Annotated in this window: 12 protein-coding genes; 7 read left to right on the forward strand and 5 right to left on the reverse strand. The window is 71.5% G+C overall.

Annotated features, from left to right (window positions below):
* The first annotated feature begins 95 nt into the window (after positions 1-95).
* Positions 96-1,088 carry a zinc-binding dehydrogenase gene (locus OO63_RS30825; protein ID WP_030361095.1) on the forward strand — a complete coding sequence of 331 codons (993 nt, stop codon included), beginning with the start codon at positions 96-98 and terminating at the stop codon, positions 1,086-1,088.
* Positions 1,089-1,116: 28 nt separating this feature from the next.
* On the opposite strand, the gene OO63_RS30830 is transcribed toward OO63_RS30825, so the two are convergent.
* The 3 genes from OO63_RS30830 to OO63_RS30840 all read right to left on the reverse strand — a co-directional run bounded on the left by OO63_RS30830 (position 1,117) and on the right by OO63_RS30840 (position 3,586).
* On the reverse strand, positions 1,117-2,025 hold the full coding sequence (locus OO63_RS30830) for an NAD(P)-dependent oxidoreductase (RefSeq protein WP_030361096.1): 909 nt from the start codon (positions 2,023-2,025) through the stop codon (positions 1,117-1,119).
* 178 nt (positions 2,026-2,203) lie between these two features.
* Positions 2,204-2,740: a DUF4232 domain-containing protein gene (locus tag OO63_RS41735; protein WP_030361097.1), complete on the reverse strand. Its 537-nt coding sequence runs from the start codon at positions 2,738-2,740 to the stop codon at positions 2,204-2,206.
* Between the two features lie 117 nt (positions 2,741-2,857).
* A complete protein-coding gene (locus OO63_RS30840) occupies positions 2,858-3,586 on the reverse strand; it encodes a DUF4232 domain-containing protein (RefSeq protein WP_030361098.1) in 729 nt (242 codons plus the stop codon).
* Between the two features lie 223 nt (positions 3,587-3,809).
* On the opposite strand from OO63_RS30840, the gene OO63_RS30845 reads away from it, so the two are divergent.
* Both OO63_RS30845 and OO63_RS30850 read left to right on the forward strand, forming a co-directional pair.
* Positions 3,810-5,342 carry a helix-turn-helix domain-containing protein gene (locus OO63_RS30845; protein WP_397622201.1) on the forward strand — a complete coding sequence of 511 codons (1,533 nt, stop codon included), beginning with the start codon at positions 3,810-3,812 and terminating at the stop codon, positions 5,340-5,342.
* A gap of 101 nt (positions 5,343-5,443) precedes the next feature.
* A complete protein-coding gene (locus OO63_RS30850) occupies positions 5,444-6,646 on the forward strand; it encodes an aminotransferase-like domain-containing protein (protein WP_030361100.1) in 1,203 nt (400 codons plus the stop codon).
* Positions 6,647-6,669: 23 nt separating this feature from the next.
* Here OO63_RS30850 and argS read toward each other — a convergent pair whose 3' ends face one another.
* Entirely contained in the window at positions 6,670-8,433 is a 1,764-nt protein-coding gene (argS, locus tag OO63_RS30855; RefSeq protein ID WP_030361101.1) for an arginine--tRNA ligase, read from the reverse strand.
* A 205-nt stretch (positions 8,434-8,638) separates the two neighbouring features.
* Between argS and lysS the strand changes: the two genes are divergently transcribed.
* The 3 genes from lysS (at position 8,639) to OO63_RS45660 (ending at position 10,943) form a co-directional block, all read left to right on the forward strand.
* A complete protein-coding gene (lysS, locus tag OO63_RS30860) occupies positions 8,639-10,387 on the forward strand; it encodes a lysine--tRNA ligase (protein ID WP_030361102.1) in 1,749 nt (582 codons plus the stop codon).
* A 136-nt stretch (positions 10,388-10,523) separates the two neighbouring features.
* Positions 10,524-10,727 carry a hypothetical protein gene (locus tag OO63_RS30865; RefSeq protein WP_030361103.1) on the forward strand — a complete coding sequence of 68 codons (204 nt, stop codon included), beginning with the start codon at positions 10,524-10,526 and terminating at the stop codon, positions 10,725-10,727.
* Positions 10,728-10,787: 60 nt separating this feature from the next.
* Positions 10,788-10,943, forward strand: a complete 156-nt coding sequence (locus tag OO63_RS45660; RefSeq protein ID WP_157854086.1) for a hypothetical protein — start codon at positions 10,788-10,790, stop codon at positions 10,941-10,943.
* 33 nt (positions 10,944-10,976) lie between these two features.
* On the opposite strand, the gene OO63_RS30870 is transcribed toward OO63_RS45660, so the two are convergent.
* Positions 10,977-11,483 carry a hypothetical protein gene (locus OO63_RS30870; RefSeq protein ID WP_157854087.1) on the reverse strand — a complete coding sequence of 169 codons (507 nt, stop codon included), beginning with the start codon at positions 11,481-11,483 and terminating at the stop codon, positions 10,977-10,979.
* A 179-nt stretch (positions 11,484-11,662) separates the two neighbouring features.
* Between OO63_RS30870 and OO63_RS30875 the strand changes: the two genes are divergently transcribed.
* Positions 11,663-13,522, forward strand: a complete 1,860-nt coding sequence (locus OO63_RS30875) for a trypsin-like serine peptidase (RefSeq protein WP_030361105.1) — start codon at positions 11,663-11,665, stop codon at positions 13,520-13,522.
* Positions 13,523-13,551: the final 29 nt, after the last annotated feature.

The raw sequence follows: 13,551 nt of genomic DNA on the forward strand, positions 1-13,551 counted from the left end.
GGCGGTGCGAACAGCGGTTGGAGTCTCTTGACTTCAACCGCTGTTGAGGTTCGAGGGTAGGGGTATCGACTCGATCCCACGTCCGGGAGGACCAGATGCACGCCGTTGTTCTTCATGAGTTCGGGCCCGCCGCGAACCTCTCCTACGAGAGCGTGCCCGACCCGGTGCCCGGGCCCGGCCAGGTGCGGGTGGCCGTGCGGGCCGCCGGGGTGCACTTCGTCGAGACCGTGATGCGGGCCGGCGCGGCCAGCGATCTCGCGCCGCCGCTGCCGGAGCTGCCGGCGATCTTCGGCGGCGAGGTCGCCGGGGTGGTCGACTCCGTGGGGCCCGGCGTGGGGCAGGAGTGGCTGGGGCGGAACGTGGTGACCGCGCGAGGCGGTCCTGGCGGGTATGCGGAGCTGGCCGTCGCCGAGGTCGACGAGCTGCACGCGGTGCCCGAGGGCCTCGGGTTCGAGGCCGCCGTCGCGATGGTCGTCACGGGAGCCACCACCATGGGGCTGCTCGACGTCGCCGAACTGCGCCCCGACGACGTGGTGTTGGTGACCTCGGCCGCCGGGGGCGTGGGGCGGCTCGTGGTGCAGTACGCGCACGAGATGGGTGCCACCGTGGTGGGCGCCGCGGGCGGGCCCGGCAAGGTCGCCGCCGTACGCAAGCTCGGGGGCGGGGGCGGTGCCGAGGTCATCGGCGTCGACTACGGCGAGGACGGGTGGGCCGACGAGGTGCGCGCCCGGATCGGCGGACGGCGCGTCACCGTCGTCCTCGACGGGGTGGGCGGCGAGAAGGCCGCCGCCGCGTTCGAACTGCTCGCCGACGGCGGGCGGTTCGTGTCCATCGGGTCCGCGTCCCAGGTGGAGTTCGTGCCGGACGACGCGGTGCTCGCCGAGCGCGGCATCACCTACCGGAACGCGCTCCTCGAACTCCTCGGGAACCCCGAGGCGCGGCCCGACCAGGAGCGGCGCTCCCTCGCTGCCGCCGCCGCGGGACGGCTCACCCCCGCCGTCCAGTCGTTCCCGCTGGCCCACGCCGCCGAGGTGCACGCGGCGCTGGAGCGGCGGGAGACGACCGGCAAGGTGGTGCTGGTCCCGTGATGCCCTGGCGCCTCGGGCCGTTCGCGCCCTACGGGGTCCTGAGCGGCTCGGGGGCCTTGAGCAGGTCGACCATGCGGGACAGGCCGTCGGCGCCGTACCCCTCCGCGACCGCGCGCTCCAGGAGCGGCGTCAGCGAGGTGAACAGCTGGTCGCTGACGCCCTGTTCGGTGAACGTGTCGGTGAAGTTGGGCAGCACCGCCAGGTTCATCTCCAGGTTGGACACGTCCGTCAGGTGCTGCCCGGAGTCGATGGACTCGGCGGCGCCCGGCACGATGCCCTGGGTCATCGCGACGATCCAGTCCGAGAGGAACGGCGCGAAGTCCTTCGCGGGCACGCCCGCGCTGCCGACCAGCGCATAGGCCTGGGCGACGCCCATGGCCATGCCGTACATGCCGGTGAGCAGCGACAGGTCCCACAGGGCGGCGAGGCCCGCGTCGGTGCCGACCCACTTGGTGTCGGCGAGCGCGGCGAGCGTGTCGCGGTGGCGTGCGTACGCCTCCTCGTCGCCGCTGTAGAGGATGTACGCGCCCGGGCCCGCGATCATCTGCGGTACGGCCATGATGCCGCCGTCGACGTAGGCGATCCCGTGCTCCTCGGCCCAGGCCGCCAACTCCCGGGCCTGGGACGGCGTTCCGTTGGTGAGGTTCACCAGGGTGCGGCCGCGCAGCTCATCGGCGAGCGGCTCGAACAGCTCGCGCACGCTGTCGTTCGTCGTCAGGCAGGCGATCACGAGCGGGCTCGCGGTGACCCCGGCCGCAGGGGTGTCGGCCGGGGTCGCGCCCTGTGCGACGAGCGGTCCCGTCTTGGCGGCCGTGCGGTTCCAGACCGTCGTGGGGTGGCCCGCCTTCAGGAGGGCCGAGGCCAGGGCGGAGCCCATCAGGCCGAGGCCGAGGACGGAGACGGGGTGCTGGGTCGGGGTGTGGTCGGTGGCGGGCACGGGGGCTCCTTCGAGGGTGCTTCGGAGAGGGCGCCGAGCGCCGGTCTCGCTGTTCTCGCTGAGGTGTTCCGAGGAACACCTAGATCCTCGCCGTGCCCGCACTCACCGACAAGTACCGACTATTTTGTGAGGTACTCACCAAAAGGTAAGTGAGGGGCGGCCGTTCGGCCGCCGGGGGCTACCAGGACAGCGCGTCGGCCGCCTTGGTCTGCCAGTACGTGACGAACGCCGAGCTGTCCACGTACATGCCACCGGCGGGCAGCTTCGGCTTGGTCATGCTGCCGGCGCCGCCGTTCATCGCGCGGTTGGAGAAGAGCACGCCGAGCTTCTTGGTCCTGAAGCCGTCGGTGCCCTCGGGGGACTCCGTGCGGATGCCCGCGTACGCCGACTTGCCCGGCTTCAGGGTGACCACGGCCTGCGGCATGCTCTCGCGCAGGACGGCGGTCGCGGCCTGCGACTGGCCGAAGCGCAGATACGGGGCGTTGTAGGCGTAGCAGGTCTTGGTGCCGGTGTTCTTGGCCCGCAGGAGCAGGTGGTTGACGGGGCGGTCGACCTTCTTGACCGTCACCTTGGTGGTGGCGGCCGTGCAGGTGACCGGGGCGGCCTTGGCGCCGGTGCCGCTCGCGGCGGCGCTGCCCGCGAAGGCCGGGACGGAGACGGCCGCGGTCAGGGCGAGTGCGGTGGTGGCGGTGCGGATGCGGAGCGTGGTGCGCATGGGGTGCCTTTTTCTCTTGGGTGAGTGAGGGTGCGTCGGTCTGGGTGTGGTGGTGCGGTGGGGCGGTGGGGCCTCAGGGTGCGGTGGTGCGGTGGTACGTCAGGGTGCGGTGGCGCGTCAGGACGCGAGGGCGTCCGCCGAGTCGCTCAGCCAGTACGTGACGCGCAGCTTGTCGTCGATGTGCACGCCCTTGGCCTGGAGCGCCGCGTCGGCGAACTTGTCGCTGCCCTGGAAGCCGACCTGGAGGCCCTGCGCGGTGCGGCCCTCGCCGCCGCTGCCGTCGCCCGCCGAGAGGATCGCCGCCGCGTAGCCCTTGGCGCCGGGCTTCAGCGAGGTGACCGCCTGCGGCTTGCTGTCCTCGATGACCGGGGGCACCGACTGGGCGTCGTCGAACTTGAGGATCGGGTAGCCCGCCAGGTCGCACATCGTGGAGCCGGTGTTGGTGATCGTGATCAGCATGTAGTTGAGGGGGCGGGACACCGGCGCGGCGGCGACCGAGGTGTTGTCCGCCGTGCACGGGGTGCGATTGGCGGGGTCGTTCGGATCGGAACCCGTGCCGCCGCCCGTGTTCTCGCCGCCGCCGGACGAGCCGGAGCCCTCGCTGCCGGAGCCGCCCGAGTCGGCGCCGCCGAGCGCCTCGCCCGACTCGCTCTTCCCCTTGCCCTCGGAAGAGCCCCCGGCGGAGTCCTCGGCGGAATCCTTCGCGGTGGACGAGGAGTTCGCGGCTCCTTCGTCCCGCGTTCCGGACGCGTCGTCGTTGCCGCAGGCGGTGAGCGTGAGCGAGGCGATGGCGAGCGTCGCGGCGGCGAACAGGCGGGTACGGGAGCGGCGGGCGGAGGCAGACATGGGTGATCTCTTCCTTCGGAATGTGACGGGGGCTACGTGCGCCGCTCCGAGGACTTGGCGGGAGCGGCGTGCTTGGATGACCCCAGCTTGTGCGGCGTGTCGTCCCGGTGGCCAGAGCGGCCGGACAACGAGGGACACTGGAACGCCCGTACCGGCTCTGACCTGCGGGAACAGGGGTTCCTTGGAACGGCCGGCTGGAATGGCGGACAGGGGTGGAGGAAGCGTGGGGTCGGGTGATCTCGCAGCGTTGCTGCGGGAATTGAAGGACCGGTCGGGGCTCAGCTACGGAGTCCTCGCCAAACGGCTGCATGTGAGTACGTCGACACTGCACCGGTACGTGAACGGCACTGCCGTACCGACGGAGTTCGCGCCGGTGGAGCGCCTCGGCAGACTCTGCAGGGCGAGCCCCGACGAGCTGGTGGAGCTGCACCGGCGGTGGATCGTGGCGGACGTGTCGCGCGGGCGGAAGGCCGAGGGGGCGGCGGGGGCCGCCACGGGAGGTGAGGCTTCCGGCGTTGCCGAGGTCGAGGCCGGGGTCGCCGAGTCGGGTGAGGGTGCTGGGGCTGCTGGTGCTGCCGGGGCCACCGAGGCTCGTGAGCCCGTCGCCGCCGACGAGCCGGTCGCGCCCGTCGAGGCCACCGCGCCCACCGAAGCCGCCGCCGCGTTCCGGCCCGACCCGCCCGACCCGGACCCCCACCCGGAGCCCGAGCTCTCCCCCGTCTCAAGCACCCCCGCCCCCGGCGCCACCGCCCCCCGGGCACGCCGAGGCGGCCGCCTGTCCCGTCTGCGCCGACGGCAGCTCGCCGTGGTCGGTGCGGCCGGCGTCGTCCTCGCGCTCGGCGGCACCGCGCTCGCGCTGCAGAACGCGTCCGGCGGCTCGGACGGCGGCCGCGACAAGGCCGTCGACCGGGCCCTGCCCACGGCGGACGAGGCCCCGTCCGGGACGGGGCGGAGCCCGGACGAGAACCCGTCCGCCAAACCCTCCGCCAAGGAGGACCAGGACGACAAGGGCGACAAGGGCAAGAAGGACAAGTCGAAAGGGAAGGGCGAGGGGAGCCAGGGGAAGGACGGACAGGGAGGGGGCGGCACGTCCTCCGGCGGCGACCGGCCCGGCACCGGCTCGTCCGGCGCCGCGAAGGGCACCCCCGTCACCGCCCGCGTACGGCCCTTCCCCTACTACCCGACCCCGTGCGCCCAGAACTTCCTCATCGACCGGGATCCGGACGAGGTGCTGCAGCCGCCCTCCGAGCGGGAGGCGCCGACCTGGGTGCGGGCCATGGGCGGGGTCCAGGCCGCAGGCGGGTTCGTCGAGATCACCCTCCAGGGCACCGGCGAGGACACCGTCGTACTGGAACGCCTCGACGTCGACGTGCGGAGCAAGAGCGCGCCGCTGAAGTGGAACAGCTACCAGTCGGGCAACGGCTGCGGCGGCCCCGTCGGCATCAAGTCCTTCGACGTCGACCTCGACCGGGCCCAGCCCACCGCCGTCCCCAAGTCCGGGCAGCGGAACTTCCCTTACAAGGTGAGCGAGTCCGACCCCGAGGTCTTCTACATCGAGGTCGGCACCAAGAACTACGACGCCCTGTGGTCCCTGAACCTGCAGTGGTCGAGCGGCGGGCGCAGCGGGGTCCTTCGCATCGACGACGGAGGCAAGCCGTTCCGCACGAGCTCGGACCGGGGGCGTCCGGAGTACAAGTGGCCGATCGGTGCCACGAAGTGGAGCAGGGAGGAGCCGCAGTCACCCGATCAGGGCTGAGCGGACCCGTGGAGCCCTGCCGTCCGCATTCCGGAAAGGGTGTTGCGGGCGGCGCTCCCATGTCTACCCTGCCGTGACCCACGTACCGGGAGGGACCCACGATGACCGCCGCCAGCAGTGCCACCACCGCCCCCACGCCGCCGCTCGCCGCGCGCGCCGCCGCGATCGGGGGCTCGCCGGTACGGGACATCCTCGCGGTCACCGCGCGGCCCGAGGTCATCAACTTCGCGGGCGGCCTGCCCGCGCCCGAACTCTTCGACGCCAAGGGCGTCGCCGCCGCCTACCAGGCCGTCCTCGCGGACGCGCCCGGCCGTGCCCTGCAGTACTCCACCACCGAGGGCGAGCCCACGCTGCGCGCCGCCGTCGCCGAGCGCTACACCACCCGGGGCCTTCCCACCGGCGCCGACGACATCCTCGTCACCACCGGGTCGCAGCAGGCCCTCTCGCTGCTCGCCACCGCCCTCGTCGAGCCCGGTGACACCGTCCTCGTCGAGAACCCCTGCTATCTGGCCGCCCTCCAGGTGTTCGCCTTCGCCGGGGCGCACGTCGTGCCCGTCCCCGGGGACGCCGACGGCGTCGACCCCGACGCCCTCGACGCGCTCGTCGCCCGGCACCGGGCCAAGCTGCTCTACACCGTGCCCACCTTCCAGAACCCGACCGGGCGGACCCTGCCGCTGGCGCGGCGGACCGCCGTCGCCGAGGTCGCCGCCCGGCGCGGCCTGTGGATCATCGAGGACGATCCGTACGGGGAGCTGCGGTTCGAGGGGGAGCGGGTGCCGTGGATCGCCTCCCGGCCCGGCGCCGAGGACCGGACCGTGGTCCTCGGGAGCTTCTCCAAGGTCATGGCGCCGGGGCTGCGGCTCGGGTGGCTGCGGGCGTCGGCCGCGCTGCGGCGGGCCTGCGCCATCGCCAAGCAGGCCGCCGATCTGCACACGCCGACCGTCAACCAGCTCGCCGCCGCCTGGTACTTGGAGCGGTACGACCTGGACGCGCATGTGGGGCGGGTGGCCGGGGTGTACCGGGAGCGGCGGGACGCGATGCTCGCGGGGCTCGGGGACGCGCTGCCCGCCGGGGCGGAGTGGAATCGGCCCGAGGGCGGGATGTTCCTCTGGGTGCGGTTGCCCGAGGGGTACGACGCGACCGAGCGGCTGCCTGGGGTGGTCGGGCACAACGTGGCGTATGTGCCGGGGGCGCCGTTCTACGGGGGCGCCCCGGACCCCCGGACGCTGCGTCTGTGCTTCGTGACGCAGACGCCCGAGGAGATCGCCGAAGGCCTGCGGCGGCTCCGGGCGGGGCTCGCCTAGGAGGCGTGGGGCTCGCCCAGGAGTTACAGGCGCTCCGGGGTCCTGATGCCCAGGAGCGCCATGCCCTGGTGGAGGGTGCGGGCCGTGAGGTCGCACAGGAACAGGCGGTTCTCGACCTGGGCCGGGGTGTCCGCCTTGAGGACCGGGCACTGGTCGTAGAACGTCGTGTACAGCGACGCCAGCTGGTACAGGTACGCGGCCAGCTTGTGCGGGGCGTACTCCGCGGTGGCCTCCGCGAGGAGCTCGCCGAAGGTGTCCAGGTGCAGGCCCAGCGCCCGCTCCGCCGGGGCGAGGCCGACCTCGGGGTGGGCGGCGGGGGCCGCGCCCTCGGCCTTGCGCAGGATCGACTTGATGCGGGCGTAGGCGTACTGGAGGTACACGCTCGTGTCGCCGTTGAGCGAGACCATCTGGTCCAGGTCGAACTTGTAGTCGCGGTTCGCCGACGTCGAGAGGTCCGCGTACTTCACGGCGCCGATGCCCACGTACCGGCCGTTCTCGACGATCTCCGCCTCCGTCAGGCCGACCTTCTCGGCCTTCTCGCGCACGACCGCCGTGGCGCGCTCGACGGCCTCGTCCAGGAGGTCCTCCAGCTTCACCGTCTCGCCCGCACGCGTCTTGAACGGCTTGCCGTCCGCGCCGAGCACCGTGCCGTAGCCCATGTTGTGCGCGGTGACGTCGTCGCTCAGCCAGCCCATCCGGCGGGCCGCCTCGAAGACCATCTTGAAGTGCAGCGACTGGCGCACGTCCACCACGTACAGGAGCGTCGTCGCGTCCAGGTCGACGACCCGGTCGCGGATCGCCGACAGGTCGGAGGCCGCGTAGCCGAAGCCGCCGTCCGCCTTCTGCACGATCAGCGGCACCGGCTCGCCGTCCTTGCCGCGGATCTCGTCGAAGAAGACGACGAGCGCGCCGTCGGAGCGGACGGCGACACCGGACTCCTCAAGGAGCCGGGCCGTCTCCGGCATCAGGTCGTTGTACGCGGACTCGCCGACGATCTCCTCGTCGCGGACCTCCATGTCCAGCTTCTCGAAGACCGAGTAGAAGTAGACCTTCGACTCGTCCACGAACCGCTGCCACAGGTCGAGGGTCTCCTTGTCGCCGGACTGCAGGGCGACGACCCGCTTGCGGGCCCGCTCCTTGAACGCCTCGTCGGCGTCGAAGACCGCGCGCGAGGCCTTGTAGACCCGGTTCAGGTTCGACATGGCCTGGTCGCCGTCGGTGTCGGTCTCCGGGGACAGCTCGCCGGGGTGCTCGATCAGGTACTGGATGAGCATGCCGAACTGGGTGCCCCAGTCGCCGATGTGGTGGCGGCCGATCGTCTTCTCGCCGGTGAAGTCCAGCATCTGCCGCAGGGCGTCGCCGATCACCGCGGAGCGCAGGTGGCCGACGTGCATCTCCTTGGCCACGTTCGGCTGGGCGTAGTCGATGACCGTCGTGCCCGGCTTGTCCTTCAGCGGGACGCCGAGCCGGTCGCCGTCGGCGGCGCGGGCGGCGAGGGTCTCGGTGATCGCCCGGTCGGTGACCGTGACGTTCAGGAAGCCAGGACCGGAGACCTCGACGTCGGCAAGCAGGTCACCGCTGGTGATCTTCTCGACGACCTGCGTGGCCAGCTCCCGCGGGTTGGCCTTCGCCTTCTTCGCGAGCGCGAGGATGCCGTTGGCCTGGAAGTCCGCACGGTCGCTGCGTCGCAGCAGCGGGTCCGCGGGGGCGGCCTCCGGCAGGGCTGCCGAGAGGGCGTCCGCGAGACGCTGGTGGACGGATGCGGCGAGGGACGTGACCGGGGCCATGAGCTTCCGTTCTGGTAAATGGCGTGCATCAGGGTGAGCGTCAAGTGTCCCATGGGGAGGGGCACCCGTTCGCCTCCATAAACGCGAGCGGGCCGCCGCGGCGGACGCGACCCCGGCGCCGCGGCCGGAGCAACCCCGGACCGAGTCCTTCCGTCTGGGACAATGGCTTCCGCCAGATTCCCTGAAACCCGAGGAACAAGAGGACGTGCCGATCGTGGCTCAGAGCACCGATACCACCGACTGGGTCTCCCGCTACGCGGACGAGGTCATCGCCGAGTCGGAGCGTCGTGCCCCGGGCAAACCTGTCGTCGTGGCCTCCGGCCTGTCCCCCTCGGGCCCCATCCACCTGGGCAACCTCCGCGAGGTCATGACCCCGCACCTGGTCGCCGACGAGATCCGCCGCCGCGGCCACCAGGTCCGGCACCTGATCTCCTGGGACGACTACGACCGGTACCGCAAGGTCCCGGCCGGCGTCCCCGGCGTCGACGAGTCCTGGGCCGAGCACATCGGCAGGCCCCTGACGTCGGTGCCCGCGCCCGCAGGGTCGGCGTACCCGAACTGGGCCGAGCACTTCAAGGCCGCGATGGCCGCGTCCCTCGCCGACCTCGGCGTCGAGTTCGACGGGATCAGCCAGACCGAGCAGTACACGTCGGGGGCGTACCGCGAGCAGATCCTGCACGCGATGCGGCACCGCGCCGACATCGACGCGATCCTCGACCAGTACCGCACCAAGAAGGACCCGGCCAAGGGCAAGAAGCAGCAGAAGCCCGCCGACGAGGCCGAGCTGGAGGCCGCCGAGGGCTCCGGCGCGGCGAGCGAGGACGACGGCAGCGGCGGCACCGGCGGGTACTTCCCGTACAAGCCCTACTGCGGCGGCTGCGGCAAGGACCTGACCACCGTCACCTCCTACGACGACGACTCCACGGAGCTCGCCTACGTCTGCACGGCCTGCGGCTTCGAGGAGACCGTGCGCCTGAGCGAGTTCAACCGCGGCAAGCTGGTCTGGAAGGTCGACTGGCCGATGCGCTGGGCCTACGAGGGCGTGATCTTCGAGCCCAGCGGCGTGGACCACTCCTCGCCCGGCTCGTCGTTCGTCGTCGGCGGCCAGATCGTGCGGCAGATCTTCGACGGCGTGCAGCCGATCGGCCCGATGTACGCCTTCGTGGGCATCAGCGGCATGGCCAAGATGTCGTCGTCCCGCGGCGGCGTGCCCACCCCGGCCGACGCCCTGAAGATCATGGAGGCGCCGCTCCTGCGCTGGCTGTACGCCCGCCGCAGGCCGAACCAGTCCTTCAAGATCGCCTTCGACCAGGAGATCCAGCGGCTCTACGACGAGTGGGACAAGCTCGCCGCGAAGGTCGCCGACGGCTCGGTGCTGCCCGCCGACGCCGCCGCCTACACGCGCGCCGTCGGCACCGCCGCGGGACCGCTGCCGACGACCCCGCACCCGCTGCCGTACCGCACGCTCGCGTCCGTCGCCGACATCACCGCCGGCGCCGAGGACCAGACCCTGCGCATCCTGTCCGACCTCGACCCGGCCGACCCGCTCGCCTCCCTCGACGAGGCGCGGCCCCGGCTCGACAAGGCCGAGGCGTGGATCAACACGCACGTCCCCGCCGACCAGCGCACGGTCGTGCGGGACGAGCCCGACAAGGAGCTGCTCGGCTCCCTCGACGAGGAGGGCCGCGAGTCGCTGCGGCTGCTCCTGGACGGCCTGGACTCGCACTGGTCCCTGGACGGCCTGACCCACCTCGTCTACGGCGTCCCCAAGGTCCGCGCGGGCTTCGCCGCCGACGCCGGGCCCAAGGAACTGCCGCCGGAGATCAAGACGGCCCAGCGGACGTTCTTCGCGCTCCTGTACCACCTGCTCGTGAGCCGGGACACCGGGCCGCGCCTGCCCACGCTGCTGCTCGCGGTGGGGGCGGACCGGGTGCGCAAGCTGCTCGGCGCGTAGGCGCAAGCCGACGGGGGGCGGGTCCGCTGTGGACCCGCCCCCCTTCGCGCGCTGCCGCCCTGTGCATCCTTCGGACTACCCCGGATTCGGCCCCCGGCACGACGTACCGGCTGGTCGAGCCGGAGATCCTTGATCCATGAAGGAAATCATCGCCATCATCGGCTGGATCGTCGGCGTCCAGGGAGCACTCGGCCTCGCGGGACGCCTCTTCGGGGACGGCCCCTGGGGCCTGGTGCACAAGTGGTGGGACATCCCCACCGCCGGGTACGCGGTGCTGCTCGCCGTCGGCGCGGTCCTCGCGTTCTACGGGGAGCAGGGCAGGGCGCGGGCCCGGCGGTAGGGAACGTCCGTGGACATCAGGATTCCCACGGACAGGAGCATCAATACGGCTCCGCTGTAGATGAGCCAGGAACTGCTCAAGGCCGTTCTCCACTCACTCGCAGGAACGCCGCTCTACTTGCAGTATCCGCCGGAATACTGGCCGGGAACGAAAATGCCCGCGGCGCACTTCACCTTGATGCACTTCTTCGTGTTCTTCGCCTTCAGCGCCCCTTGATTCCGGGGGTACTTGGGTCCGGGGTCCGCCGTCCTAGGCGCGCCGCCTGCGTCGTACGACGAGGAAGGCGCCCGCTGCGGCCACGGCGACCGCGCCCGCCGCGACCGCGACGACGGCCGTCGTGTTCGACTCCTCGTCTTCCTGGGCCGCGTCGACACACCGGGAGCCGTCGGCGGGGCCGCCCGCCTCGACCGTCACCGTGCCGGCCTTCGTGTCCTCGCCGGGGTGCACCGGCTCCGCGAAACGCACGGCGTAGGTGCCGGGTGCGGCGTCGCAGCGGACCCTGGCGTGCGCCTCCAACGAGACCTTGCCCGTGGACCTCAGCTCCACCGCGTCCACGAACACCTCGGACCGTACGGTCGCGCCGTCGTCGAGCTCCGGGTTCACCGTGGACAACGTGACCCGCGCGCCCGGCGGTACCGAGCCCGGCGCGACGGTCAGTTCGCCCTTGCCGTCCGCATCCGCGGCAGCGCTCGGAATAGCCGCGAGAGAAAGAGCGAGCGTGAAAGCTCCGACGGTGGCGGCGTTTATGCGTGGCATAGGATTGCAGTCCTCAGGTGCGGACGACCGGAGTTCATTCCGGCCGCAGGATCCGTTCGTCGCGATCCTACCCAGGGGGGTCTCTGAGCAGCTCTTTGACCGCTACTGCTCAGTTATCCGGAACGTGATCGAGTCCGTGCCGGGTGAGTTGTCAAAAACCCGCTAACAGAAGGTTTGTTGTGCGTATTTCTCGTCGGCTCCGTACGGTCGCCGTGGGGGTGGGTGGCGTATTGCTCGCCGCTCTGGCGACCACCGCGTCCGCGGTGGAGAGCAAGGACCAGAGCAAGGACCAGAGCAAGGGCCGGAGCAAGGCCTCATGGACGGTGGAGGACGCGGAGGAGTTCTGGACGTCCGCGCGCATGCGGTCGGCGACACCGCCACCGGCCGCGGAGGGCGGGACACCGGGCGGCACCGACTCTGACATCGGCACCGGCACCGGCACCGGCCCCGCGAACGCGGACGCCGGCCCCTCCCACCCCGCGAAGCGCGGCGCCGCCCGCGCCTCCGGTCCCGCGCAGTACGCGGCGAGCTCCGAGACGTACTACGAAGGCTCCAAGACCATCGGCGTGCTCTACTACGTCGACAACGGCATGGCCTCGCACCACTGCACGGCCAGCGTCGTGCACAGCCCCAAGGGCAATCTGATCCTCACCGCCGGGCACTGCGGCAACGGCAGCAAGTACGCCTTCGTGCCCCAGTACCGCACCGGCAAGCCCGCGTCCCGACAGCCCAACGGCATCTGGGCGATCGACCGCGTCTTCAAGGACCCCCGCCACACCGACACCGGCCCCGGTTCGAACCTCGACTTCGCCTTCGCGACCGTCAAGCCCGACAAGCTCGGCCGCCAGGTCGAGCAGATCACCGGCGCCAACACCCTCACGCGGACGCCCTCGTACACCGTGTGGGTCGACGTCATCGGCTACCCGAGGGTCAAGCACGACCCCAAGGACCAGGCGATCAAGTGCCGGACCAAGACGACGCGCCTCACCGGATACAGGCAACTGCGCATGGAGTGCGGCGGGTTCCACGGCGGCACCTCCGGCAGCCCCTGGCTGATGAACTACGACAAGAGGAAGAAGACCGGCCAGGTCGTCGGGAACCTCGGCGGCGCGGGCGGCGGCGGAGCCACCTCCGACGTCTCGTACAGCCCGTACTACGACAACGAGGTGTTCAAGCTCTACCAGGACGCCGTCGACAACGTGACCGCGGTGAAGCGGCCGCCGCTGCCCTACGGCCCCGGCACCGGCGAGACCTGGCAGCACGCCAGGCAGCTGGCCTCCGGCGACTACACCGGCGACGGCAAGGCCGACCTGCTCGTCGTCTGGAAGGACGGCGAGGTCACCCTCTACACCGGCAACGGCACCGGCGGGTTCTCCGGCGAGCGCCGCCTCAAGGCGGCCAACAGCACCTGGAAGCACGCCACGACCGTCACCGGCGGCGACTTCACCGGCAACCACACCGCCGACCTCATGGTGCGCTGGTCCGACGGCGAGGTCACCCTGTACCCCGACGTGAGCCCCGCCGGATTCGGCCGTGAGATCAAGCTCGCCGACGCCAAGTCCGTCTGGAAGCACGCCGACCAGATCACCGCGGGCCGCTTCACCGCCGACAAGCGGACCGACGACCTCGTCGTGCGCTGGAGCGACGGCGAAGTCACCCTCTACAGCGACGTCGACGGCCGCGGCTTCAAGAAGGAGACCAAGCTCCAGAAGCCCAACGGCACCTGGAAGCACGCCACCCTGCTCACCGGCGGCGACTTCACCGGCAACGCCAACTGGGACATCATCGTCCGCTGGACCGACGGCAAGCGCACCCTCTACCAGGACGTGAACACCACCGGCCTCGGCAAGAAGACGCAGATGCAGGCGCCCAACGCCCTATGGAAGCACGCCCAGGCGATGACCGCGGGCAGCTACACCGCCAACGGACGCCCCGACGACCTCATCGTCCGCTGGAGCGACGGCGAGGTGACCCTCTACGCCGACACCGGCACCCGGCTCGGCGCCGAGCGCACCGTCGTCCCGCCGAAGACGTCCTGACGGACCACCAGGGACCACCAGGGCGTCGA

This window comes from Streptomyces alboflavus (genome assembly GCF_000716675.1).
Lineage (GTDB): Bacteria > Actinomycetota > Actinomycetes > Streptomycetales > Streptomycetaceae > Streptomyces > Streptomyces alboflavus.

Coding starts and splice junctions, on each gene's coding strand:
- OO63_RS30825 (WP_030361095.1), top strand. CDS start 96: ATGCACGCCGTTGTTCTTCATGAGTTCGGGCCCGCCGCGAACCTCTCC.
- OO63_RS41735 (WP_030361097.1), bottom strand. CDS start 2,740: ATGCGCACCACGCTCCGCATCCGCACCGCCACCACCGCACTCGCCCTG.
- OO63_RS30840 (WP_030361098.1), bottom strand. CDS start 3,586: ATGTCTGCCTCCGCCCGCCGCTCCCGTACCCGCCTGTTCGCCGCCGCG.
- OO63_RS30850 (WP_030361100.1), top strand. CDS start 5,444: ATGACCGCCGCCAGCAGTGCCACCACCGCCCCCACGCCGCCGCTCGCC.
- argS (WP_030361101.1), bottom strand. CDS start 8,433: ATGGCCCCGGTCACGTCCCTCGCCGCATCCGTCCACCAGCGTCTCGCG.
- OO63_RS30865 (WP_030361103.1), top strand. CDS start 10,524: ATGAAGGAAATCATCGCCATCATCGGCTGGATCGTCGGCGTCCAGGGA.
- OO63_RS45660 (WP_157854086.1), top strand. CDS start 10,788: ATGAGCCAGGAACTGCTCAAGGCCGTTCTCCACTCACTCGCAGGAACG.
- OO63_RS30870 (WP_157854087.1), bottom strand. CDS start 11,483: ATGCCACGCATAAACGCCGCCACCGTCGGAGCTTTCACGCTCGCTCTT.